A 24,893-nucleotide genomic window follows, 5' to 3' on the forward strand; every position below is an offset into this window, starting at 1 on the left:
GTTCTCTCTTTGTTCTAATCCCGCTACGCTTGAGTCAAGACGCGATCTGCTGTGGGTAACGCTGCGGCTTCAATTCAATCGCGAGGGCGCTAGGTCGCTGAAGTCCAGAGGCTCTAGGACAATGACTGACCGACAGGATCCATGAGCCGCGCGAAGCGCCTTCAGGCGGAGCTCGAAAAAATTGAGGCCGCTGCCAACGAGGCGCCGCGCAACGCGCTCTGCCAGCGACTGGTCCCGCCGACGGCGCGCCAGTCCGAGCACCACTTGGTTCTGAAACTGCGCGGCGGCACGTTCGGGCCGACCGTCCGCTCCACAGGTCTGCCACTACGTAATTCACGCACGGCTTCTTGCTCAGCGCCTATCCGACATCGAGGCGCTGAGGGCTGAACCTGAAGTCTCGACCTCGACGATCCGCACGCGGCGATCGACGGCGAAACAGGCAGCTCGATCCTGAATTTCGCTGACCACGCTACGGCGTCGCGGGACGCTCAGCTCGACCTTCTTCGCACGACGTCGCCCGACAGGATCGCGACCGGGCCCCTCAGGCTCGAACCGCGCGCAGAGAAGGAGGCCAAGTCCACCACCCTGATGACGCTGCCGCACCTGTCTATCCCGGCGCATCACAAGGTCCATGCGAGCGATGTGATTGCACGGCGTTTCTTGGGGCAATCGCCGCTGCGACGAAACGGGGGCCTGAGGATTTTGCGGATGTGCTCGCGACGCCAGGCATTGGGGCTCGAACTGTGCGTGCCTTGGCGTTGGTAGCCGAGGTCGTCCACGGCGCTCCGTGTCGCTTCGGCGACCTCGCTCGGTTCTCGTTCGCCCACGGTTGCAGGGACTGGCATCCACTCCCGGTGCCTACGCGCGTCTATGACGAGACCATCGGAGTTTCGAAGTCTGCATTCTCAAAGGCGAAGCTTTGAAACGATGAGCGGCTTGAGGCGTTGGCGCGGCTGGATCGGGAGGCTCGCCGTCTCGAGGCCATTGCCAGCGAACGACGTGCTTCGAGAAGAACGCGGACGGTCTCAGAGTGTGGTAGTCGCAGCACGTTCGGATGGGAGCCCGCAATGAAGCTGGTTGAGATCGAGCCGCTTTACAGAACTCTTGAATTCAACAACGGAGGCACCGTTGTACATGCGCGCCCCGTCTCCTACGAGGCGCGCCATACTCCAGTTGATAACAGCCGTTTTAAAGTCGCGTCTTTACGGCTGCAGTGAGCCAGCGAAGGACCATTTCGACGCGCATGAGCGTCGAAGCCACCGTAGAGTGGATACCCTTCGACACTGAGCCCACCACCTGAATCATAATCGATCGAGCACTGGATGCGAGCGATTATGATCTGCGCGTTCCACTGATTCTCGCTTCCACGGGACTTCGCCTTCTGAATGACTTCAGGAAGTATTAGAGAAGCGATTAGGTTGAAGCCCTGCTCGTCCGGTGCAGGTCCTATCGCAATCAGGGAAAGCTCGAAGCCCGCGGCCTCGACCTCGTTTGCCGTCGTGGCCAGAAAATCGACGACGCCGTTGTCGATCCCCAGCTTCATCTCGCGGGCGTGTTCGGAGGCATGCGCCTCCGGGTAGGTCGGAAGACCTGCGAGAAGATCCAACAAAGCATCCTCTCCGTCCGACAGCTGACGCCCCTCGTGGGCCTTGGAAAGAACGGAACCTGCGTCGATAGCGACGGGGCGAGAAAAGAAAAAATTGTTCAAAACCAATGCGCTAACTCCTTTTTGGAACGCATAAAGTTTACGCGATTGCGTAATGTTCTGAGGCACAAACGCCTTGCTGTCAAGGCTGCTATCGACACGCCGGCTCCAAACAATCATTATATGATCGCGTAAGGTAAACGGGATCTCGATGTTCTTTTGGTTTTTGGACCTTGAGAGGCTGCTGGCTGATAAGGCGTGGCTTCCGGTAGAGCGCGCGCTCGCAGAGTCGCGGTCTCGCTTCCCTCAACTCACGGTAGGCGCGCTCGAAACCCTCATCTATATTTCCCGTCGGCAGAAGCAGATCGACGCTGGTTCTTTGACGCTTCCGAAAATCGCCCGTGACCTTGGTGTGCCTTACTCGACACTCGCTCGACATACAGATCTGCTAGGAGCAGGAGTAGGAGGGCGTGAGGGATTAGGTCTTCTTAAAAAAAAGGGCGGGCAAGGCAGAGTGTACAGCATCGAAATAACGCCTGCCGGCATGCACTTTTTATCTCAAATTTACGTTGCGCTCAGACCGTCTCAGAAAGAAAATTTGCTGACATTCAATTCAGATACTGGATCAATACCTGATAAATAAAAAAGTATCGGTAGCTATCTTATTTTCTGTCAATTGTAATATCGCGGCCGAAAAAAGAGCGGGCTTGGCAATCTACGGTTATCGGCAGCCCAGAACCGGACGCCACGTATGTCGGCAAAAGGTCGTTCGCGCCTAAGATGCACAGCCGTGATGCGCCACAACCGGACCTCAAGAACTCTCCAATGTGCGGACATCCGCAACGCCATCGGAAAGACCTGAGCCATGGAAGCCTTCTTGAACGACGTCTGGGAGGCCGTCCGGCCGGGACTGCTCCTGTTTCGCCGGCCTCGTACCCGTGCTCGCGACATGGCTGACGGCGAAGATCGTCGAAGCGCTCAAGGTCCAGAAGGACGGCGAGCTCGCGCAGAGCCTCTATCGCACCATCGACAACACGCTGCGGGCGCTCGTGACCACGCTCGCGGCGCGCGGCGGCAAGCTCGAAGGGCTTCCGGCCGGCCTCATCAACGACGCGATCGAGATCGTGAAGCGCGCGACAATCCCAAGGCGGTCGCGGCGCTCAAGCAGAGCGACGACACGCTCCGCACCAAGATCATCGCCAAGCTGCCGGGCGTGCAGAACGACGTGGTGACGACGAACAGCTCGATCGCGGTGACGGAGGGACGCGGCAAAGAGCGAGCGGGCCGCGCAGTAAGGCGGCATTGTGGGAACATACGCAGAGGGCGATCCGGAAGAGGTCGCTAGGCTCCGAAAAACGAAGCGACCTTCGAGGAAATCGTGAGACAGGCCTTTGAAGCACTTCGGTCTGAGGTGGCGGATCTGAAGAATCGTCATGACCACCACATGCCGCCGCCCGCGCCTCCTCCGGTCCAGCCAGCGCCGCATGCGAACGGCTACGGTAGACCACGCTTCAATGCAGAAATCTCGGTCGGGAACCTGCTGACGATCGCGGCGATGGCGGGGACGGCCTTCATCGCATGGGGCCAGTTCACGGCGTCCATGACGGACATCAACAACAAGATCGCGAACAACGACCGCAGCGTGAACACGCGCGTCGACAACGTCGTCTCCGACATCGCGTCCCGGCGCACCTTCGTGAATTCGAAGCTCGACGAGATGGCCTCAAGGGTCGAGGACATCCCGCTGATACGCGATCAACTAAAGCAGCAACAGGGCAGCCTCGAGCGGGTGGCGAAGAACCTCGACGACGGGCGCGGGGAGCGACAGCGGCAGATCGACGACGCCCGCGAACGTCAGGCCGGGACCGACAAGGGCCTTGCGCTACTGACCCAGCGGGTCGAAGGCTTCGAGCGGAAGCTGGATCGGCTCCTCGAGCGGATGGAGGGCCGCCGGGAAGACGGCAGCGGCCCTTTTCGAGAAAACAGGATCGAGATCGACCGGCGTTTTCCGTACAGCCTAAGGGCGACTCTGACCGATCCACCCGCAGCAACCCTCCAGGACGATAGCGGCTGACCAGCTGTGTCCGCCAGATATTAGCGCGCCCCGCTCGGCTCCGGCCGGCGGGGCGCTTTCGTCGCTTCTAGCAATCGCAGAAGACCGCCATGTTATGGATCGGCACAACTCGACTTATGAACCGAGCTTCGCTTTGATTAAAATCTTCAAAGTTGCCTCACACGCTCGCACCATCTCAGGTAGTACATTCAATAGCTCATGTCCGTGATAATGATATCCATCGGCAAAACCTATAGCGAACTGCGGCTGACGTTCGACGATGCGTTCTCCATTTACTATTCGACGTCGATTTTCGGCCTGCGCCCTCTACGCCGCCGCCAAACGCCGGCCGCGTCTACCGCGAGAGCGGTTTAGTCCTATGGCGCCCAACCGACCTCGCAACTGGTGGCGAAAGTGGCAAAAGGCCACCAGTACAATTGCGCTACGGACGTTCTCGCCTGCCGCTGCTTAGCGCCGATAGGGTCGCGCGACGCTTCCCGTCCCTACGGATTTAGCTGGTAAGATTTTACCGGCGACATCGGCGGACACTATAAACGGTAGAGTCGGCTTTCTCGCTGGCGGGCGGGGCACCTATCCACTGCGATGGTTCGGGACCGCGGAATGATACTAAAAAGCGCGCAAAGGTGGGAGCGGGACCGGAAAAGTCTCTCCAATATGCCTGTGCCGAACCCTTCATCGTAGTGGTGGCGGTAGTGGTATAGACAATAAGGTCAGGGAGAGAAACGTGATCAGAAAAGATGTAAAGGGCCCCCGGGAGTCAACGAACAAAATCAAGCTGGCAGCTGCAATAGCGGGAACTTTGCTCGCCGCGAATATTTCCGGTGCTTTGGCAGAGGCTAAGAAGATGCCCGATTGACCCTGAGGACGATGGGACATTTCTTTGCGGGCGGCAAGATCATGAAAAGGAAGTCTTCTGATTTGTTGGCGCCGGGCCTCCCGCCTCTGAATACAATGAAGAACCTTGTTGGTCAAGCTTATGTCGAATACCTGATACCTAAGGAACTACGAGCCGGCGCGGCACCTATCATTTTCGCGCACAGCGGCCTGAACGGGATGGTCTGGCAAACGACAGTCGACGGGCGGGAAGGCTGGGATAAATACTTTGCAAGGCGCGGCTTTCCCGTCTACGTCATTGATCCGCCAGGCACTGGACGCGCGGGCTTCGTGGTCGACGCAATCAATAAGGCCGCCACAGGGAAGGGCGATCCGCTGGCTAACAGCCCGTTCTTCCTGCAGACCAGCTTCGCATGGAGATGGTACGACGTTGGGCCGAAATTCGGGGAGCTAGGTGATGGCCATAATTTCGGAAACCAGATGGCCACTGACAAAGAAGCTCGGAGGCAGTTCCTTGGACAGTTAATCCCGGGCGGTCCAAGCGGAGGCGACGTACATGAGAGCTTTATCGCAGCCATGGAACGTATAAAAGAGGAATATGGCCGGTTATCTATGTCGGATGGTCAGGAGGTGCTGTCTTAGGAAACGAGCTCATGATGCAACGGCCCGATTTGTTTAAGGCTGTTGTTTCCGTCGAAGCTGCCAATTGTACGACCTTGCCTCTTAATTCGACGGATTTTGACAGCCCGCAGCCACAGAAGCCGGTCGATCCGAAAACTCGTATCCGTCTATGCAGACACCAAAGTTCCTCTGCTCAACCTCAATAGTGAAGCCGGTCACGGTATCTGGTCCGGTCACGGTAAAGAGCACTGCCGTCCATTAGTCAGGGCGATAAAGGCGAAAGGAGGTAAAGTCCAATGCCTTCCTCCCGGACTTTGATATCCACGGCAACAGCCATCAGATGATGTCGGAACGTAATAGTGACGAAGTGGCGGGCGTCATTCTGAATTGGATAGAAGATAAAGTCCTGGATACAAGCCGCGGAAGTTCCCAATTCGACGCCGATTAATAGAAGACTTTCATCAGTCTGGCCGACAGAGCACGCCTGTCGGCCAGCACGCGCGAAGAGCCGCGTTATGCCAAGGTAGCTTTCCCAAGGCTCAGGTTTGATGTCGAGCTTGATGACACGTTCAACGGCCCTTTACGCCTCTACGTTCGTTCTATGCTTATCATCGTTGGTTTTTCAGATAAGCATTATCCGAATATTTTCGGCCATATTTCGATATCATTTCGTCTTCGCGGTTGTTTCCTTCAGTATTCTGGGGCTGGGGCTGGGAGCTTTGCTGGCGCGTTGGCGCAACGGTGATGCCTACATTGTAGCAGCCTCCATTGCCGCCGCGATCCTGAACGTCACGCCGATGATAATGATCTTCACCACACCCGCCCTCTCACTGCTCCCGCCTCTCGCCGCCGTTCGATCGTCTTGATCCCCGCATTTATCTTTAGCGGATGGTGTGTGGGATCAATTTCACGCGCTGGCCGGACAGAGCAGGTAAACTCTATGCAGCTGATCTAATAGGAGCGGGAACTGGATGCTTTGTAGGTATTTTCCTTTTGAATCTCCTTGGACCGGTCTCTACAATCTCCGCTACTGCTACGCTCACGTCGCTGGCAGGTTTGATTTTTGCGCTGGGATGCGAGCGCGAACGGCGACTTAGAGCAGCAACATTCCTAGCGCTACCGTTGTTGATCGCCTGCTTCGCTTTTAGCGTGAGCGTTCCACTGAATCGGCTGACGGTTGGCAGGGTCGCTGTCGACCCGGCTAACTCAAAGCCGATGATAGTTAGAATGCAAAGGGACCCAAATAATTGGACCGTTTCTAGCCACGAGGGGGATGCATATGCTCGAACTGACGCCGTCATGGGATTGAACAAAGATCTAATCTCGATATTCACAGACGGTGACACGCCCGCCCCAATGGTGCGGATGCACAGCCGGGAAACTGATCCCACGGCTCTGCGCTCGCACATCGGACACGTCCCGCTTGATGTCTGGCGGCCGCGTCAGTCCGATCGGATGTTAACGATTGGGGCCGGTGGGGGGCTGGACGTACTTTTCGGACAGTTCGCTGGCGTCAGAGACATCACGGCAATTGATATAAATCCCGCCCTACCGGCGATGCTCGAACAGTTTCGCGAATTTTATGGCGACTTGTATAACAAACCGGGTACGAAACTTTTTATACAGGAAGGACGACACTTCTTAGCTCGAGATACAGGTGCGTATGACTTAATATATCTCTCTCTGACGCAAACGGCGACCGCGACCGGTCAGGGCCTTGCTCTGGCTGAAAGTTACATTCAGACCCGTGAAGGCTTACAAGACGCTGTTGCACGTTTAACGCCAAGTGGTGCCCTTGTACTTATATTTGATCAGGATGCATTTCTTGCGCGTGCCTTCGTAACAGCACTTTCGATTCTTTATTCGGAAGGGCAGAGTATAGCGAAAGCCGCCGCTCATCTCGCTGTGGTGAGCGCGCCTAATAAAAACAATGCACCCTATAATCATCTCCTCATCATCAAACGATCTCCATTGACCGCTGAGGAAACAGCAAGACTGAAGTTCGTCACGGAGGCGCGCGGATTTGCGCTTAGTTATCTAGCTCCTGATACGGGCTCTCCGCTATTAAAGCAACTCGCTTCGTCATCGGAAGCATATAAGCTCCCTGAGGTAAATTTAAGACCAGTGAGTGACGATAGCCCGTTTTTTTCGATTATCTTTTGAGCTTCCCATAATGGTAAGAGGGCTACTTGTGATTTCGGCCTCAGTAACATTTATTGTGCTGGTATGGGCGTTTGCGTCGGGTAGGAACTTTAGAGAAGCGACTCCGAAGCTATCCATTTTAGCTATCCTAGTCGCTTTAATAGGCGTAGGATTTATGGTTGTCCAGAATATCATTGTTCAGCGATACATGTTATTTTTGGGATTTCCTACCATCACTCTTTCTGTGGTGCTCTTCTCCATGCTGGTGGGGGCGGGCCTAGGCAGTTTGCTTTCGCACTTTTTATCAATCGTGAAAAGTGGCAGATCTTGCTGGTCACATGTATGTTTTCTGTTCCGGCAGTTCTGATGGTGAACTATCTAGGTCCCTTAGTAACGAGCAAGTTTTTTTATCTTTCGACGGGTGGGCGGATAATCCTAACGGGAGCCATGATTTTTCCGCTAAGTATTTCGTTGGGCTGCTTTTTTCCTACAGCGTTGAGGCTGGCCGGTCATAAAGCTCATTCCATTGATATTCCTATTCTATGGGCGATCAATGGCTCGGCGTCGGTACTTGGGTCCGCGCTATCCGTTGCGCTTTCGAAGCAATTCAGTTTTACATTCGCCCTTAACATTGCGGCTTCCTGTTATCTTGGTGCGTTACTCCTGATGCTGTGGTCGTGCAGACGAACATAGTACCTGTGCCCTGCTATGTTAACGGCAGCATGGTGTGATTCCAAGGTAAGCGCTGTTCCACCGCCACCTACTGCCGGGGCGGTGCGGGGTGATGTTCGGAGCCTGATTTAGGGCTTCGGCATATGTCGGTTTTAGAGCTTAAGCCTATGTCGGAGCCTGCCCGGCGGCTTGAGGTGTTCATCGGCGCGGGCGGCGGCGGGTCTGGTTGGCCGAGGAGAAGGCGGCGATCGTCGCCGAAAGCGCGGAGCCCCGGCGCGACGGTGCGCGCAGTTTCGCGACGGCATGGGCTGACGCCGCCTCAGCTTTTTGCATGGCGGCGGACGTACAGGGCTGAGGCGGAGAAGGCGGCGTCGTTCGTTCCGGTAGTCGTGACGGCGGAGCCGGAGTATCGGCCAGGCCAAGGCCTCGTCGGCTGCGGCGTTCGTCTTTGAAGACAGCGTCGATCGGGCGTGAGGTCGACGGTGCGGCGGTGCGGACGCAAGTACCGTAGCGACGGTGATCCGGGCGTTGAAGGCCGGGGCGTGATCGGCCCGTCCGGCTCGGTCTGGGTTCTGGTGGCGACGCGGCGGTAGACTTCCGCAAGGCGCGGAGAGCCTGGCGGCGATCGGCGGCCGGATCGGATGCACGACGCGAAGCGCCGCGTTTCTCGATCGGGCTCTCGCCCGCAACGGACCACGGTCTGACCATCGTTGTCACCACCGCGCCCGCACCCGGAGTCGGTAAGCCAGCCCTTCGCAGGTGACGCTCTCACGCCTGCCTTCGTCTCCGATCTGTCAACCTTGATCGATCGACGGCAGCCAACTCTTTAGGTCGACGGGCATACGCATCAGCCACTCGAATAACTGATCGAATGCTGGAAGATCGAGGCTCCGGTTCAGAACGTCGCTCGAGGCCCTCAAAGCCGTCGGCGTCGAAAAGCCGGAGCTCTGTCTACTCGCCAGCCAAGCCAGGACACGCTAGGGCCCGGACTCATAACCAGCTGACGATCGCGGTGATGTGGACGGCGGCGAGGAAGCTCGAGGCGAGGCGGTCGTAGCGCGTCGGGACGCGCCTGAAGTCCTTGAGGCGGCCAGAACATGCGCTCGATGGCGTTGCGATCGCGGTAGAGCGCTGGCGAGAAGCACGGCTTCCAGCGCCTGTTCTCCTTCGGCGGGATGTTGGGCGTGCCGCCTGCGGCCCCGACCTGACGCCGGATCGCGTCGCTGTAGTAGCCTTTGTCGCCATGAAGCATGCGGGCGGCGGGAAGCTCCGCCAGCAGCGTCGCGCCGGCCGCGCAGTCTGCGACCTGCCCGCCGGTCAGCAGGAAGGCGATCGGCCGGCTCTTTCCGTCCGTGAGCGCGTGGATCTTGGTGGTGCGTCCCCGCGCGATCGGCCGACCGCCTGGCTGCGCTCGCCCCTTTGCGGCCGGCCGCCGAGCGATGAGCTGTTACTGCGGAACTGTCGATCAGGACGTGAGAGCGGGGCCCGGCCTCAGCGGCGAGCGCGTCGAAACAGTTTGCACCAGACACCCTTCACGGCCCAGCGCACATAGCGATTGTAGAGGGTCTTGCTCGGACCACAGACGGCAGGCGCGCCGGCCTATCGGCCGCCCGACCTCAGCACATGCACGATGCCGCTGATCATCCGACGGTCGTCGACCCGCGGCATGCCCGCGTCTTCGTCGGAAGGTGTGGCCCGAGACGGCCGAACTGCTCGTCCGTCAGCCAGAAGTAGTCCGATCCCATCGGCGTCCTCCTCCACGAGGACGCCTCTGAATCACGCTTCGCTCAATCCGCAAAGCCGTTAATGGGTCCGGGCCCTAGGACTGAACGCCTAGATGGCGCAGTAGGAGAAGCGCTGGGAGTACGCGTGCGGCGACGGGCTTGGCACGGCGCGCGTGATTTACCTAGGGCGCAAGCGCCGCTCCAAACCCTAGCATACCACTTGTAGCGTCCTGCAGCAAGATTGGCGCATCATTGCTGAACAAGGATGCCGCCGCGGTCCATCGCCAAAGTAAGATGTTAGACCATCAGAAGAGGTGAACACAGCCATAATTGACGGCAGCAGACACTGAGCTTATAAAGGGCTTCCGCGCGCTCTCGCAGAGACACACCCCTCTCCGGCGAACGAATGTGCAATTCGTCAAGCTTCTCTGTCCCGTGTGAAGAGTGTTTGGCTGAGGAGGGGACTTTGTGATCGCCATGCCCTCCACCGAACTGATTCCAGCCGCTGTTCAGCGGCGCGTCGCAATTTTCGCAATGGCGAAATTCAGACGTTTGTGCCCGGCTCAGAGCATTTCTTGAGTGCAGCCACCCCGGCATGGGCTGGCTTTCCGCTCGAAGAGGGTGCCGGAACGTTAGAACCCACCAAGCGGGCGATGGCGATAAAAACGGTGCTCGTCGTTGGCGGAAAGCAGCATGGTGAAGTACGATGGTTTTTTCGAGGTTCATCTCACCATGAACGGATGTCGGCTGGAGCGATATTTCTGCTAAGGGCGGGCGTAGAAATCGTCGAGGTGAGTAGGACTCAGGCGTATAATCGCACTGGGTTGCTTTTAGATACCGATAGATTAACTAAGTTATACCCAATGACGGGCGTTGGAGAGTCGCAGGGCTTAGTGCCGACAGTCTTCAGTCAAAATCGTCAAGTCGCTGACATCGTTCGGTTGATGCGGGCTGAGATTAAGGCCGGTTGTCCAAACGGCCCTTTGTATGCGGAGTCGCTCTCTATCGCGCTCGTTGGCCTTTTAAGGGCGAAATACTCTGCGACCTGCCCGCCGATTGTTGACCATCGTTCGCTCTCTCCTAAAGAGACCGAAAGAATTTTAGACTATATATCAGAACATTTATCCGATAACTTGTCGGTGACGCGGCTCGCAGATCTGGTTCAGCTAAGCCCCGACCACTTCTCTAGGGTGTTCAAGACCACTTTTGGGACCGGTCCGTATCAGTTTGTGCTCTTGCAACGGGTTGAAAAAGCGAAGATCATTATGAGAAACCCGGAACGGGATTTGGTTGATATTGCAGTGACGCTTGGTTTTTCAAGTCATACGCATTTCTCTCGCATCTTTCGAAAGCTAACGGGCCTCAGTCCTTCCAAATATAGACGGCTTTGCTAATTGGGTTCATCTTTACAGGATTCAGTGACATTGTAAAGCTGGGATGTCGACCGTCTTTGCATTTGACTAAGTTCGCCACCAACCTCTTGCTTTGCCATGTCAGGGGCTGACTGCTTGCCTACAGCTACTCCAAGTAGCTCAAGACGCTCGTCTCAAACAGTTCAAGGCTCTAATAGCCATCAGCGTCAACACCCGGTACTGTTCCTTTCCGTGGAATCTGTCGCGAGCGCTGCGGAGACTGCCGGATAGGGCGGAAGTCAGCGTAACAGCTCGCATGCTTTACAATCTTGCCGCCCCAAGCTTTCTGCGTTCAGCTGAACGCGTCCCTACAACAATGCATTGCGAAATTCTCGCGGAGTCATCCTAAGTCTACGCCGAAAAACGTTTGTCATATGGCTCTGGGAAGCGAAGCCTGACAACACCGAGATCTCTAGGAGCGGCATGTTACTGTTCCGAAGCATTTCGCAGGCTCGCGATAATTTCACCTGCAAGACATATTCGTGAACGCTGGATCCCGTCCCTTCCTGAAACGCCCTTGCAAATCTCCGCTCGCTAACGCCCACCGATGAAGCAATATCCCGGAGGAACAGAGGGCCGATACTCAAATGAGAATTTATGTACGCCTTAGCCCGGCTAAGAGCAACTCCTGAAAGAACCTCTTTCCTACCGCCCGATAATCCTCTTTTCAGGCCGTCGCTCAGGTTGTATTTACGAAGTATATGCAACGCAACAATCTGAGCCCAGGCGTCCATTTCTAAAGCCGTGACAAGATCACCGCTAAATAGTCTCTCTAGTACGATACCTCCGATTTGCATCATCGTCGCATCATAACGGAAATGCCCCTGCTGAAACTCTAGATTAGCAAGAGGCTTATCAAAGACTTCAAGTGACAACCTTTCAACAGCGCTCGAGGCAATGAAAAAATTTAACGATTCGAACGAGCCGACCCCCTCGAAATGCCCTTCATCATCGGGCGGGATCATGATTGTCATACCAGCCTTCCCTACAGCGAAGTCCGGCTTGGCTCGAAAGTCAACCCGACGAACCGGCGGGCCTTTAACCTTGATTGATATCCCGAAATAATCGCTTTGGCACTTCTTGCACGCGCCGTCGACAAATGTATACTGATCATAACTTACGCAAGCGCTAGTGGAGTCCTCTATTTGCGCTGATTGCTGTATGACCAGACCTTCTGACGCTAAGAAGCGCACGACATCGAGGAGAGGCGACTGAGCGGAAGAGGCCGTCATCGTCATAATCCAGACCTCCAAAACGGAAGAAAATAGAAATGACTGCTGCGTTCAGCCCTAGCAGAGCAAGGACTGAACAGGTCGTCAACATGGAAAAGCCCTCCACTCGTTAAAGTGGAGGGATGATGTCAGAATGCAGCCTCTAGGACTTGCGGCTTCAGCTTTCGTTCTGATCTAAGCCGTGCTTTCCGAGGAAATCAGATAACAGAGAAGCGACCTGCACGTTATTCCGGTCGGTGAATGGAAAATGCGTGTTGCCGCGAAGTCCCGCAGTCGGCAAATCCAAAAGAGACGCTTGACCACCGAGCTTATTGATAGCCTCGAGTGACAAGCTGTGAGCGTAGCGAGTGACTCTCCACCAGTCCAAGAACCAATAGGCGGATTTAGGGTTCTTGGGGATATTATCTCCGAAGACAAACTGAATGGGTATCTTCGCGAGCTTCTTAAAGTAAGACTCCTGGATCTCGAACGGCGGGAAAATTTGCGACTTTTTATCGGCGAGAGGCGGTATCTCAGGCACTTTTCCTTTGGGAAAGATACTTGTCGCAGGCTCATAAGCAACGATCCCCCTCACGTTCTTGGCGTGTGTCGCGACTCGCATGCCCAGTACTCCGGAAGCCGAATGGGTCACCAGAACACAAGGACCTATGTGAGTTACTAGTTTAACAACAGCGTCGACTATCTCATCTGATGAGATCGACGGACTGAACCCCATCTCCTTGAAGTAGTTGTCTTCATAACCACGTGGGAATTGGCTGTTCTCAAAAAACTGGCCGGGAGCGGGCCCTAGTCGATCTCTAACCCACGCTCTTTCTTTACTGACGTTTGCGGTAACAGTGTTAACAATCGACTCTTCTTCCAACTGCCCAAAAGGGCCATTAAAGGTAGGAATATTGCCCCTTCCGCGCCCTGGCTGATCAATCGTGTAGACCGTATGCCGATCTTGAACAAAGAGGGTCTGAAATCCGGGGCGGCCGTCTGGGGTAGATTCCCAGATATGGCCGGTTAGTCCGCCCCCATGCCAAAAGACTAGAGGCAGCCCACGAGGGCGCACAGGAGCTTGAAAGTTTACGTACATTTGATTGATATAAAACGTGGCACCTTCGTTGGAAGCTCGAATTACCGGCTTTGACGGATCGAATTTTCCAGGCCCGGTTACTGTTCTGCCCCCGATGTAGAAACTGCCTTGTTCAGCAAGGACAACCTTCCGCTTCGATTGGGCAAGCTCCACGTTGTCAGTTTCCGCGAAAGCAGTTGCAGTCGAAAGCGGCAGCGTCGCTATTCCTATTGCGCCGGTCCCAGCAGCCTTCACAAATGATCTGCGGGACGTTCCGGTTTTTTTATCGGTTTCCATAGCGTCATCCCTAGACGTACTTGTTGGTTTATTTGGTCGACCTTGATGCGGGGATAGCCGACGATCGAAGACTAGCTGGTAAGAAGCGCTACTGTCAAGTTGGTCTGTCGCCTGAGAGGTGGTCCTGCCCTGATCCTCCGGCTGGTGCGATTTGACCGCGGCTTTTTCGGGCGTCGTCACCCCTGCCGGAGGGAATCCCGCTAAGCGCAACGGTATCCGGACGAGCAGATCCCCTTCGCCTTGACGCACGCCTCGTGCTGCCGATCAGCAACGACACGCTGCTGGGGGTCGTGCGGAGACGCACGATGCGGCCGGATGCGCCGCTGCGTCGCCGCGTGACGGCTAGGCGTTCCGACACAGCTGCCGTTATGGATCGATTGTTGTCGATCTCGAGCGTCGGTGTCCTGTCGCCCTGCTTCGAGACCGTGAGATGGCACCGTCGCGGCCTCGCTTAGCGATACCCCGGCATCGCCGTCGAAGCTCGCGTAGAAGACCGGCGCGTCGCCGCGGTGACGGCACCGCTCCAACGCGCACTGCCCGGGCATCCGAAGCTGTCGGCGCCGGTTGCTGGACTACGAGAACCTTCTCGCGGGAGCGCCGTTCGGAGCGTCGATGCTGCTCATCTGCGCGCTCGGAACCACGATCCGGAAAGCGAGTTCGAATGATGCGCTCCGCCGCACGATTACGATTATCCGCTCAGGATCCCGGCTGCCGAACGGCAGGGGCGCCGAGACCTTCGCGCTGAACCCCGCTCGGGGCCGACGTCGGTTCGCGCTTCTTCTACAGCCGTATTAAGGGCGAGCTGGACGAGATCTCGCGACTGTCGGCTTCACCTCGCTCCTTCGTCCGTCCTGGCCTGATCGGCGGAGAGCGCTGCAAGAGTAGACCCTGTGGAGCGGGTCGCCTCCGGCGTGCTGGGCTCTCTGGGCCCGGTGCTTCCGCGCGCCTCGCGGACCAACCCGGTGCCCATCCGAAGCGTCGTTCTCCGCGCCTTGCCTGACGGCCGCGGCTGCCTCGATCTGAGCTCTGTCATGCCCCGCGATTAGCCGGTACAATCGGCATGCGGACATGAAGGGAGTTTATGGGTGCCCCGCGAGAACGTCAGCGACATTCTCGCTTTCCTGGCGGTGCCCGGGAGCGCAGCTTCACCCGGGCGGCAGCCAAGGTCGGCGTCTCGCAGTCAGCGCTCAGTCACACCATCCGCCAGCTCGAAACCCGGCTTGGTTTGAGGCTGCTGACGCGGACTACCCGCGCGGTGACGCCGACCGAGGCGGGGGTGCGGCTTCTGAACGGCGTCGGCCCGCACTTCGATGAGATTAACGCCCAGATCGACGCCCTCAGCGAGCTGCGGGACAAGCCCGCCGGATCGATTCGCATTACGGCTTCGGACCATGCAATCCGGAGCGCACTCTGGCCGAAGCTGGGCCTTTTCCTTCCTCATTTCCCTGACATTAAGGTCGAGCTGGTGCTCGACAACGGCCTAACCGACATCGTCACCGAGCGCGTCGACGCGGGCGTGCGGCTCGGTGAGCAACTAGCCAAAGACATGATCTCCGCGCGCATCGGCCCCGATCTGCGGTTCGCGGTCGTGGCGGCTCCGTCCTACTTCTCCTCGCGCCTGGAACCCGCGCATCCGCAGGACCTCGTCCAGCACACCTGCATCAACATCCGCCTGCCGACGTATGGAGGGTTCTGGGCCTGGGAGTTCGAGGAGGACGGCCGCGAGTTGAGGATCCGGGTCGACGGTCAGCTCGCCTTCAACCACATCTACGATGTGCTCGAGGCTGCGCTCGCCGGGTTCGGGCTCGCCTACATGCCGGAAGACATCGCGATGACGCACATTGAGTCCGGACGTCTCACCCGCGTCCTGGAGCCATTCTGTCCGGTCTGGGACGGCTACTACCTCTATTATCCCAGCCGTCGGCATACTTCCCCGGCGTTCGTGAAGCTGCTCGAGGCGCTCCGCCACAGGACCTGAAGAAGCCCCCGATACGTTTCCACCTCGATTGATGAGCCGCGTCGATGAAAGCAATGAGGCGCAGGCGGCTAATGGCGGGAATGCCTAGGGTCTAACTACGGCTCATCCGCGCTGCAGGTCGCGGGACAGGCGGGGACCGTGGTCGGCTCGCGCGACGGCACCGACTAACGACCTTTGAGGACCCGTCGATGGAAACACGCCGCGCATGAGCGCGAAGCTTCGGAACGCAGGAGGGTCCGCATCATGAAGCTTGGGTTCGAGAACAAGGTTGCGCTCGTGACGGGCGCCGCGATGGGCATGGGACTGGCGACCGCCAGGCTCTTCGCCGAGGCCGGCGCGTCGGTGGTGCTCGCAGACTTCAACCCCGAGGCCCTCCGGAAGGCGACCGACGATCTGACGGCGGCGGGGCGCACGGTGCTCGGCGTGCCTTGCGACGTGACGGACGAGCATCAGGTCGAAGCGATGGTCCGGCAGACGGTCGAGAGGTTCGGCCGCCTCGACGTGGCCTTTAACAACGCCGGGATCCAGATTCCTCCGGCGGACGTCGTGGACGTTCCGAGCGCCGACTTCGAACGCGTGGTCGCGGTCAACCTGCGTGGCGTCTGGAACTGCATGAAGGCGGAGCTGCGCCAGATGCAGGCGCAGGGAAGCGGCGCGATCGTCAACTGCTCGTCCATCGGCGGGCTGGTCGGTAACCCGTTCCTCACAGCATATCACGGCACCAAGTACGGCGTGATCGGCCTTACCCAGGCCGCCGCCCTCGAGAACGCCGCTCGCGGCATCCGCATCAACGCGGTGTGTCCCGCGACGATCGACACGCCGATGGTCGCCAAAATGATCGAGGAGCGCCCCGAGGCCATGGCTGAGATCCTTAAGAAGCAGCCAATTGGCCGCCTTGGAAAGCCGGACGAGGTTGGAGCTGCCGTTCTGTGGCTCTGTAGCGACGCGGCTAGCTTCGTGCTGGGTGTCGCCCTTCCGGTCGACGGCGGCTACACGGCGCACTGATGCCGGGCGTCGGAAACCATCGGTCGCGAGCGACGGCTATCGCCGCGGCCTTCCTGGCGACGACTTCCGTCGCCTGGCCTGTTGAAGTCGAGAGCTCCGCGAGACGTCCGATGAACGAGATCCAGTTCCGCATCGCGGGGAGCGGCGAGACCGTCGAGGCGACCCTCGAGGACGGAGAGGCCGCCCGAGCATTCGGGGCGCTTGTGTGGGATGACGCTGAAGCTGACCGACTACAACGCCACGGAGAAGATCAGCGACCTCCCGCGCAAGCTGCCGACCGCCGGGGCTCGCGAAGGTTTCACCCCCGTTGCGGGCGACATCGCCTACTACGCGCCCTGGGGAAACCTCGCGGTCTTCTACAAGGAGTTCCCGTACTCCAAGGGACTGGTACGCCTCGGCCGGCTGAAGCAGATTCCGGACGCGTTCCGCGGCTCGGATCCGGTCGCCGTCACGATCGAAGCGATACAGGCGAGGCGACGCCGTGACCCCTGACGGTTCGACGCTCGCACCGATCGGGCCGCACGCGCGGCGCGTGCTCGGAGGCGCTCTGGTCGTCGCGGCGATCGGATGGCCAGGGCTCTCTCTCCTCGTGCAGGCCGGAGATATCCCGAGACCGCTTGCATATGATGAGCTGACGCGCGGGCCTGCCCCAATCCCGCCGGCCGAGCGCATGCTCCAGACGGCGGTCGCCGACGAGTGGTTCAAGGTCGCAGACGTCGGCGTGCCGCTGGAGGGCCCGGCGTTCGACCGGATCGGCGACTTAATTTTCGCGGATGCGGGGAGCGGGCGCATCCTGCGCGTCACTGCCGAGCGGCGGCTCACGACGGTCGTGCCTGAGAACGCGCTCGGCCTGGGCGGACTGGCGGTGCATAAGGATGGCCGCATCTACGCGGCCGGCGCCGGAGACTTCCGTAGGGGCTCAATTGTTTCGGTCGCCGCCGATGGGTCGGACATGGCGACTGTCGTGTCACTGGACGCCGGGTATGTCCCGAACGACCTCGTGTTCGACAGGCTCGGCGGCTTCTACTTCACCGACTTCAGGGGCTCGTCGACTGATCCGAAGGGGGGCGTCTACTACGTTGCGCCTGACAGAAAGACTGTCGTTCCGGTTGTCCCGAACCTCGCCATGGCTAACGGCGTCGCGCTGAGCCCGGACGGCCGGACCCTCTGGGTGACCGAATTCAGTCGAAACCTGCTGCACCGGATCGAGCTGGCTGACGCGACGACCCCGACTCCCTTCGGGACGGCGGTCGCCTATCACTTCGTCGGGCCGGCTCCCGACTCGATGCGGGTCGACGGCGACGGGAACGTCTACGTCGCGATGTACGGCCAAGGACGGGTCCTCGCATTCAACCCCCAAGGCATCCCGATCGGCCAAGTGCTGCTGCCGGGACGTGAGGAAGGGCACAACCTCCGCTCCACCAGCATGGCGATCCGCACGGGGTCAGACGAATTGTTCATCGTCACCAACGACGGCGACGGTGGCCGCGGGTCGACGATCTTCAGGTCCAAGGCCTTTGCGAAGGCCGCGACACTGTACTCCCACCGGTAGATCCACCCCCGGACCCCTCTTGGGTCCGAGCGCAAGGCAAAGGACACCGTCATGGTCGATGGCGTGGAGGGAATCACCCTCAACAACGGGTGGTCATGCCCGCAGTGGGACTGGGCGTCTATCGCAGCGCCCCGGAAGAAACCGTCGACGCCATCGTCCATGCTCTGCGCGCTGGCTACCGCCTGATCGATACTGCGACCGTCTACGGCAACGAGCGCGAGGTCGGCGAGGCCATCGCCGGGAGCGGGCTCCCGCGCTCGGACGTGTTCGTCACCACCAAGCTCTGGATCTCGGACTTCGGCCGCGATGAAGCGCTGCGCGCCTTCGACATCAGTATGGAGAAGCTCGGTCTCGACGTCCTCGACCTCTACCTCCTGCATTTTCCGGTGCCATCGAGCTTCGACCGGACCGTTGAGGCCTATCAGGCGGCCGAGATGCTACTCGGCGAAGGAAGGGTGCGGGCCATCGGCGTCAGCAACTTCAGGGCCGGTCACCTGGAGAGGCTCGCGGCGGAGTCGTCCGTCGTCCCGGCGGTCAATCAGGTCGAGCTACATCCCTTCTTCAGCCAACGGGAGATGAGGGAGACCCACGCCAGGCTGGGAATAGCCACACAGTCCTGGTCGCCGATCGGGGGCGTGCTCGTCTATGACGCGAACGACCCCGACACAGCCACGCGCTTGCTCGATTACCCGGTCATAACCGGGATGGCGACGCGACTTGGCAGGACGCCTGCTCAGGTCGTCCTGCGCTGGCACCTGCAACATGGGCTCTCCCCGATACCGAAGTCGGTCAATCCCGAGCGCATCGCCGGAAACATCGCCGTCTTCGACTTCGCTCTCTCCGACGACGACATGGCGGCGCTGGACGGTCTCGACCGCGGCGCGCGAGGCGGTCCGGACCCGAACGAGTTCGATCTCGCCTTCTTCGAACAGAAGCTGGCGGCGCAGACCTGACCCGAACAAATGGAAGCGTCGTCTCGGTGGCGCTGCCTCGTGTGTCCGCTGATTGATGAGCCTTTCTCATAGTCGCATGCGGAACTGACCGGGTGCCGGGCACACAGCCACGGCCTTAGCTTCCGCTCCAGACACCGTCACTGGACACGACCGCACCGCGAGGCTGACGCCGCGCGCAAGGCAGACGCACGCCTCCGTCGAGCGGAAAGCATTCGGGACAGACGCAATGCAAGTCACAGCAGCCCCATCCGTTGACGAAAGCCCCTCCGCGTCCTGGGGCGCGGTCTTCGCCCTGTCGCTTTGCGCGTTCGGCCTCGTCGCCTCGGAGTTCATGCCCGTCAGCCTGCTCACCCCGATCGCGCAAGACCTCGGCGTCACCGAGGGCCAGGCCGGACAGGCGATCGCGGTCTCAGGCGCCTTCGCGTCTTGACCAGCCTCTCCATCTCTTCCGTCGCAGGCGGTCTCGACCGCAAGACGCTGCTGCTGGCGCTCACCGCCCTGACAATCGTTTCGGGAGCGGTCGTCGCGGCTGCGCCCAACTACGTCGTCTTCATGATCGGCCGTGCGCTGATCGGCGTCGCGCTCGGCGGCTTCTGGTCTATGTCGGCCGCGACTGCGATGCGCCTCGTGCCGAGCGACCAGGTCCCGAAGGCGCTCGCCATCTTCAATGGCGGCAACGCGCTCGCGACAGTCGTCGCGGCCCCGCTCGGCAGCTTCCTCGGCGGCCTGATCGGCTGGCGCGGGGCGTTCTTCTTCGTGGTCCCCGTCGCCGTCATCGTGCTGATCTGGCAGGTCCTGAGCCTGCCCTCGATGAGGGCCGACGCCCGGAGTGGGAAGGGATCGGTGTTCCGGCTTCTTCGCCAGCCCATGGTCGCGCTCGGCATGGCTGCGGCGGCCTTCTTCTTCATGGGCCAGTTCACGCTGTTCACCTATCTGCGGCCGTTCCTCGAGACGGTCACGCATGTCGACGTGCCAACGCTGTCGGTCATGCTGCTGGTGATGGGGGTTTCCGGCTTCGTCGGAACGCTGCTGATCGGTGGGCTCCTGACCAAGGGGCTCTATCGGACGCTCGGGCTGATCCCGGCGCTGATGGCGGTCCTTTCGCTCGCCCTCATGACGCTCGGCGGCTGGACGGGCGCGACTGGCGTCATGCTCGGCGCCTGGGGCCTGCTCGCGACTTCCGCGCCCGTCGGCTGGTGGACCTGGCTCGCCCGCGCCCTGCCGGACGACGCGGAGACCGGGGGCGGCCTGATGGTCGCCATCGTCCAACTCGCGATCACCGCCGGCGCGACGGTCGGCGGCGTTCTCTATGACGCCGACGGCTACCAGGCGACGTTCACGGCGAGCGCCGCGATGCTGGTCGCGGCCGCGGTCCTCGTCGTCTTCACGTCCCGGTCGTCCGCTTGTCCGCGGCGGTCGCCTAAGTAGGAGAAACGACATGAGACAGGCCATCATGGCCGCCGCGGCCTCCACGGTCGCGATGGGCGCCCCGGCGGCGGCCGAAGAGGTCCGGGTGACGATCCAGCGCCCGGGATCGCAGGCCTCGCAGGTCGGCCTCGCGGACTGGTTCACTGGGACCGTCAGGGTTGACCAGCCCTTCAGGGGTACGGGACAGCGGGTCACGGGCGCGACCGTCGCGTTCGAGCCCGGCGCGCGCACGGCCTGGCACACGCATCCGCTCGGCCAGACCCTGCTGGTCATGTCAGGCCTCGGCCGGGTCCAGCAGGAGGGGGCAGCCGTTCAGGAGATCATGCCGGGCGACGTCGTCTGGATCCCTGCGGGCGTGAAGCACTGGCACGGCGCCGCCCCGAAGGCCGCGATGACGCATGTCGCCATTCAGGAAGCCCTCGACGGCAAGGTCGTCGAGTGGATGGAGAAGGTTACGGATGAGCAGTACGGCGACTGAGCGCGACAGCGTAGTCTTCGCGCGGAGCTCCTTCGCGCGATCAGAGCGGCCGATCCTCCAGTCCGGTCTCCCGCGTAGATCGGCCGCCTGTCTGTTTCGAAAGCAGACGCCTCAGACAGCCGCAAAGGGTCATTTGCCGACGCTGAGCGCCAGGACCTGCATCGCGGCGCCAAGCTTTGCTGCAGCCGCGGGCCAAGGCGCAGTCGCATCCCAGCCCACCAGCAAGGTCCCCTCACCTGCCAGCCTCGACGCAGCTGCGTGCTCGACGAGGAGACCGCGTCGCAAACGGACCAGGATGCAACTTCTGTGGTGCCCCTTGGCGACGCGGTTCCCCACCCCTACCTTTGGCGTTTACGGAGAATCCGTCCGCTTGTTCCGAATCACCGCCCGGATGGTGCTTGAATTAGATCCCGTCCTCATCAGCTCGGACATCATCGCGTTCTATAAGCTGATCGAAAATGAAAACGACGCCGGGACGGAGAGCGCCTGGGACGGTGTCGAGGAGGCCGTCACAGCCGATGTCGATACGGTCTTTGCCATAGCACGACCTGCCTGTGAGCATGTGAAGGCAAGTTCAGAGCTAAGCGAGACGGCCTCGAGGGGGTCGAGCTTCGACAGTGTCGGCGCGCTGTGGAGCACGATCGAAACGGCGGCAGAGGGTCTGAGCGGGATGGCTTTCACCGCCAAGAATGCGCCGAACGTCGGAGCCAAGCTAAACCCGGGGGATGCTTGGCGCTCGGGTCTACTTATCCACGTGCACGATCGACAAGTCGAGGATGCGCCCAGTCGGAAAGATGCGGTGCAGCGGGGCCCGGTCGCTGCGGAGCCCGAAGCGCCGCAGGCCGAAGTTGGTCCCGCGCCATGATCGCGCGACCGATCTATCTGGACGGATTCGCAACTCAGCCTTTGGCGCCCGAGGCCAGAACAGCGATGCTTTCGGCGTGGGATCGTCCGGGAAACGCGGGATCGCCGAATGCCGCCGGCGAGCAGGCTGCGGCGCTCGTAGCTACGGGACGCGCCGCCGTCGCCAGTCTCATCGGTGCCTCGCCCGGCGAGATCACCTTCACTTCGGGCGCGACGGAGGCGAACAACCTAGCGCTGGCTGGCGTTCTGCGGGCGGTCCACCGGGCCTGCCACTCGCGATCGCGGGTTATCGTCTCGGCTGTCGAGCACAAGTCGGTGCTCGAAACGGCTGATACCTTGCGAAGCGAGGGCATTGAGGTCATTCGCTGCCCCGTCGACAAGACCGGGCGCCTCAATGTTGCAGCCTTCGCCGAACTGGCGGACGAACGACTCCTTCTGGCGTCTATCATGCTCGTCAACAACGAGACCGGCGCGATTCAACCGATCGCCGAGGCGGCCGCCTTAGCCCACCGTGTCGGCGGCTTGTTTCACACCGACGCCGCTCAGGCGATCGGAAAATCCCAGTCAATGTCGTCGAGCTCGACGTCGACTATCTCAGCATCTCTAGTCACAAGTGCTACGGACCGATGGGGATCGGTGCGCTCTACCGTGCTTCAAGCGCGCCGGCGCCCCACCCCCTCCTGCATGGCGGTCGCCAAGAGCGCGGACTACGCCCGGGCACCGAACCCGTAGCCTTGATCGCGGGGTTCGGCGCGGCCGCCGCCGTTGCCGCCGCTGAACTCGCCCGGGCAGACCATCGCGAAGACGTGCTGCTGGAGAGCTTCCTGGAGTGTTTGTCCCATCGACAACTTCGCCATCATCGGGTGACGGACGGCCATCCCACGGTTCCGGGCGGCATCGCCCTAAGTATTCCTGGCGTCGACGGAGACGCTCTGTGCGTCGCGTTGGCGAAGACAGTGGCGATTTCTACCGGATCCGCTTGCACGTCAGGCCAGCTCACAACTTCCCATGTCCTTGCAGCAATGGGCTTTTCCGCCAAATCCGCCAAGCAAGTTGTCAGAGTATACTTTAACCGTTACTTAGACGAAGTGCATGTTGTGCTAGCTGCTGACGAATTTGTTGCCGCAGCCGAGCGCTGCCGCCTTGCCACTGGAGAACTTCGCCAGTAGCCTCCTCTCCATGCGACAGGAAGCAATCTACGCCGATTCCAAGGTTCAGTTCGCAGGGCACGAGACGTTCCCGCTGCGGCTCCTGTGGCTAAAAAAGGCCTTCGATGCCGTCAAAGACGGCGCGCCATCCGGAACGTTCCAAGAACAAGACGCTATCGCACGCTTTGGCGTAGGGCGCAACATGGCGGTCTCGATGCGTCATTGGGCCTTAGCCTCTGGATTCTTTGAGGAAACTGATCGTCAGCTCTCGCCGACGTCGCTGGGCCGCCTCCTACTCTCCGACGGCGGGTTAGATCCCTACCTAGAACGGCCCGCCACCGTTTGGCTTTGTCACTTGCACATCGCGGCGACCCCCGAGGTTACGACGACTGCCTTCCACGCCTTCAACGCACTAAACGCAATCGAATTCGATTCCGCGACATTGATCGACGATCTCTTCGAGATGGTGACAGCGAAGGGCTGGCGGGCCACCCGCGGCACGATCAAGCGCGACGTGGAGGTCTTTCTGCGCAGCTACGTGCGCAAAGGCGATGTTCGGAACGAGGACGCGGCCGAGCCGCTGCTCGCAGAGCTTGGCTTGGTGCGAGAGGCCCGGCTCGGCGGATGGTACGAGTTTGTTCGGGGCCCAAAACCCAATCTGCCGGACGGCGTTTTTGCCTACGGCCTCGCCGATTTTTGGCAGCGCCAAGGCGGCACCAGCACGCTCGCCGCTGAACAGATCTGCTACGCCCCCGGCTCGCCTGGACGCGTTTTCAAGCTCGACGAAGACAGCGTGATCACGCGCTTGATGCACCTGGCGGAGCTGACCGACAACGCCTGGCAGTGGACCGACACGGCCGGCCTTCGTCAGGTTCAGAAGCGCGGGGACATCGACCCCCTCAGCCTCGTGGCGGCCGCCTATCCGTCCCGACCGCTTGTTGGCGTCGCGGCATGATGCGCCTCTCCGACATCGTCGAAATCGATCGCCGGTTTGCACGTTCTGCTCGGATCGACGCTGATCTCAACGGCACGCCGCCTTTGGTGGGCTATGTGCTTCAGGCCAGCGTCCGCAAGTCACTCATGGGTCTTGCCGTAAGCCAAAGCGAGCACCGTCAGGGCGCGTACACCTGGACAGGCCCCTACGGCGGCGGAAAGTCCAGCGCAGCCCTGCTCTTGGCGAACCTGGTCGCCGGGCAAAAGGGCAACCGCGCGATCGCAACCAAAATCGCCGGCAAGGAACTGGCGACGGCCTACGCCAAGGCGTTCCCGGAAGATAGCGGACCATGGAAGGTGGTGGCGGTCACCGGCAGTCGGGTCGGTCTACGCGACACCGTTGCGGGCGCTGCCGCGACGACTTTCGGCTGGACGGACCAGCAGGCTGCCGCGGCGAACGAGAGTGACAATGCGCTGATCAGCGCGATCCAACGTGCGGGATCCTCGAAATCGAGCGGACTCTCATCGTGCTCGACGAGTTGGGCAAACTATTGGAGCACGAAGCGCTTGGCGGCGGCGATATCCATCTCCTGCAGGATCTAGCTGAGCACGCGACGCGCAGCAAGGCCGGCTGGTCGTCATCGGATTCTGCACCAGGCGTTCGATCAATACGCAGCTCGGGCCGCTCGCGACGCACGCCAGGAATGGGCTAAGGTTCAGGGCCGGTTCCACGACATCGCGTTTCTGAGCGGCGCGGACGAAACCGTCGCGCTCCTTGGGCGCGCAATCTCCAGCCCCACCCCACCCACCGAATTCCACGGGCTCGCCGAAGCCACCGCGCAAG

Annotated in this window: 21 protein-coding genes and 4 pseudogenes; 21 read left to right on the forward strand and 4 right to left on the reverse strand. The window is 60.3% G+C overall.

From position 1 onward, the window contains the following. Positions 1-710 precede the first annotated feature (710 nt). The gene (locus tag K6K41_RS02290) at positions 711-923 is read left to right on the forward strand and encodes a DUF763 domain-containing protein (RefSeq protein ID WP_245479772.1); all 213 of its coding nucleotides are present in this window, start codon (positions 711-713) and stop codon (positions 921-923) included. Positions 924-1,150: 227 nt separating this feature from the next. On the opposite strand, the gene K6K41_RS02295 is transcribed toward K6K41_RS02290, so the two are convergent. Next, positions 1,151-1,825 (reverse strand): hypothetical protein, encoded by a 675-nt coding sequence (locus tag K6K41_RS02295; protein ID WP_261403751.1) that lies wholly within the window; start codon positions 1,823-1,825, stop codon positions 1,151-1,153. Between the two features lie 31 nt (positions 1,826-1,856). Between K6K41_RS02295 and K6K41_RS02300 the strand changes: the two genes are divergently transcribed. The 8 genes from K6K41_RS02300 (at position 1,857) to K6K41_RS30115 (ending at position 8,440) form a co-directional block, all read left to right on the forward strand. Further along, the gene (locus K6K41_RS02300; RefSeq protein ID WP_128778801.1) at positions 1,857-2,288 is read left to right on the forward strand and encodes a hypothetical protein; all 432 of its coding nucleotides are present in this window, start codon (positions 1,857-1,859) and stop codon (positions 2,286-2,288) included. 295 nt (positions 2,289-2,583) lie between these two features. Further along, positions 2,584-2,877 (forward strand): hypothetical protein, encoded by a 294-nt coding sequence (locus tag K6K41_RS02305; protein WP_261403752.1) that lies wholly within the window; start codon positions 2,584-2,586, stop codon positions 2,875-2,877. A 179-nt stretch (positions 2,878-3,056) separates the two neighbouring features. Then, on the forward strand, positions 3,057-3,719 hold the full coding sequence (locus K6K41_RS02310) for a hypothetical protein (protein ID WP_128778799.1): 663 nt from the start codon (positions 3,057-3,059) through the stop codon (positions 3,717-3,719). Positions 3,720-4,571: 852 nt separating this feature from the next. Beyond that, the gene (locus K6K41_RS02315) at positions 4,572-5,195 is read left to right on the forward strand and encodes an alpha/beta hydrolase family protein (protein WP_261403753.1); all 624 of its coding nucleotides are present in this window, start codon (positions 4,572-4,574) and stop codon (positions 5,193-5,195) included. Positions 5,196-5,722: 527 nt separating this feature from the next. After that, positions 5,723-6,040 carry a hypothetical protein gene (locus tag K6K41_RS02320; RefSeq protein ID WP_261403754.1) on the forward strand — a complete coding sequence of 106 codons (318 nt, stop codon included), beginning with the start codon at positions 5,723-5,725 and terminating at the stop codon, positions 6,038-6,040. A 490-nt stretch (positions 6,041-6,530) separates the two neighbouring features. Beyond that, positions 6,531-7,337 (forward strand): polyamine aminopropyltransferase, encoded by an 807-nt coding sequence (locus K6K41_RS02325; RefSeq protein WP_261403755.1) that lies wholly within the window; start codon positions 6,531-6,533, stop codon positions 7,335-7,337. Positions 7,338-8,214: 877 nt separating this feature from the next. Next, on the forward strand, positions 8,215-8,343 hold the full coding sequence (locus tag K6K41_RS02330; RefSeq protein WP_378146918.1) for a hypothetical protein: 129 nt from the start codon (positions 8,215-8,217) through the stop codon (positions 8,341-8,343). Next, positions 8,297-8,440 (forward strand): hypothetical protein, encoded by a 144-nt coding sequence (locus tag K6K41_RS30115; RefSeq protein ID WP_428978588.1) that lies wholly within the window; start codon positions 8,297-8,299, stop codon positions 8,438-8,440. Before K6K41_RS02330 ends, K6K41_RS30115 begins: the two co-directional genes overlap by 47 nt. 538 nt (positions 8,441-8,978) lie before the next feature. On the opposite strand, the pseudogene K6K41_RS02335 reads toward K6K41_RS30115, so the two are convergent. Then, positions 8,979-9,733, reverse strand: a pseudogene (locus K6K41_RS02335) (IS5 family transposase). A gap of 554 nt (positions 9,734-10,287) precedes the next feature. Between K6K41_RS02335 and K6K41_RS02340 the strand changes: the two are divergent. Further along, positions 10,288-11,106, forward strand: coding sequence for a helix-turn-helix transcriptional regulator (locus K6K41_RS02340; protein ID WP_261403756.1), 819 nt, complete (start codon positions 10,288-10,290; stop codon positions 11,104-11,106). A gap of 326 nt (positions 11,107-11,432) precedes the next feature. On the opposite strand, the gene K6K41_RS02345 is transcribed toward K6K41_RS02340, so the two are convergent. After that, entirely contained in the window at positions 11,433-12,362 is a 930-nt protein-coding gene (locus K6K41_RS02345; RefSeq protein WP_128778795.1) for an AraC family transcriptional regulator, read from the reverse strand. Positions 12,363-12,513: 151 nt separating this feature from the next. Next, positions 12,514-13,710, reverse strand: a complete 1,197-nt coding sequence (locus K6K41_RS02350; protein WP_261403757.1) for an alpha/beta hydrolase — start codon at positions 13,708-13,710, stop codon at positions 12,514-12,516. Between the two features lie 1,085 nt (positions 13,711-14,795). Here K6K41_RS02350 and K6K41_RS02355 point away from each other — a divergent pair. From K6K41_RS02355 to K6K41_RS02405, 11 genes and pseudogenes are all read left to right on the forward strand, one after another. Beyond that, a pseudogene (locus tag K6K41_RS02355) lies at positions 14,796-15,688 on the forward strand (LysR family transcriptional regulator). A gap of 243 nt (positions 15,689-15,931) precedes the next feature. Beyond that, a complete protein-coding gene (locus K6K41_RS02360) occupies positions 15,932-16,693 on the forward strand; it encodes an SDR family NAD(P)-dependent oxidoreductase (protein ID WP_128778792.1) in 762 nt (253 codons plus the stop codon). A 210-nt stretch (positions 16,694-16,903) separates the two neighbouring features. Then, a complete protein-coding gene (locus tag K6K41_RS02365; RefSeq protein ID WP_261403758.1) occupies positions 16,904-17,185 on the forward strand; it encodes a cyclophilin-like fold protein in 282 nt (93 codons plus the stop codon). Further along, on the forward strand, positions 17,175-18,245 hold the full coding sequence (locus K6K41_RS02370) for an SMP-30/gluconolactonase/LRE family protein (RefSeq protein WP_245479771.1): 1,071 nt from the start codon (positions 17,175-17,177) through the stop codon (positions 18,243-18,245). Before K6K41_RS02365 ends, K6K41_RS02370 begins: the two co-directional genes overlap by 11 nt. 95 nt (positions 18,246-18,340) lie before the next feature. Then, positions 18,341-19,198 (forward strand): aldo/keto reductase, encoded by an 858-nt coding sequence (locus tag K6K41_RS02375; RefSeq protein WP_261405619.1) that lies wholly within the window; start codon positions 18,341-18,343, stop codon positions 19,196-19,198. A gap of 226 nt (positions 19,199-19,424) precedes the next feature. After that, positions 19,425-20,626 (forward strand): annotated as a pseudogene (locus K6K41_RS02380) (MFS transporter). A gap of 85 nt (positions 20,627-20,711) precedes the next feature. Continuing rightward, positions 20,712-21,104, forward strand: a complete 393-nt coding sequence (locus tag K6K41_RS02385) for a (R)-mandelonitrile lyase (RefSeq protein ID WP_261405620.1) — start codon at positions 20,712-20,714, stop codon at positions 21,102-21,104. A 370-nt stretch (positions 21,105-21,474) separates the two neighbouring features. After that, entirely contained in the window at positions 21,475-21,969 is a 495-nt protein-coding gene (locus tag K6K41_RS02390) for a hypothetical protein (protein ID WP_128778787.1), read from the forward strand. Positions 21,970-22,034: 65 nt separating this feature from the next. Next, a pseudogene (locus K6K41_RS02395) lies at positions 22,035-23,137 on the forward strand (cysteine desulfurase family protein). Between the two features lie 10 nt (positions 23,138-23,147). Beyond that, on the forward strand, positions 23,148-24,071 hold the full coding sequence (locus K6K41_RS02400) for a DUF4007 family protein (RefSeq protein ID WP_128778827.1): 924 nt from the start codon (positions 23,148-23,150) through the stop codon (positions 24,069-24,071). Next, positions 24,068-24,652, forward strand: coding sequence for a hypothetical protein (locus K6K41_RS02405; RefSeq protein ID WP_261403759.1), 585 nt, complete (start codon positions 24,068-24,070; stop codon positions 24,650-24,652). Before K6K41_RS02400 ends, K6K41_RS02405 begins: the two co-directional genes overlap by 4 nt. Positions 24,653-24,893 lie beyond the last annotated feature (241 nt).

It is taken from the genome of Chenggangzhangella methanolivorans, from assembly GCF_019797865.1.
Taxonomy (GTDB): domain Bacteria; phylum Pseudomonadota; class Alphaproteobacteria; order Rhizobiales; family Methylopilaceae; genus Methylopila; species Methylopila methanolivorans.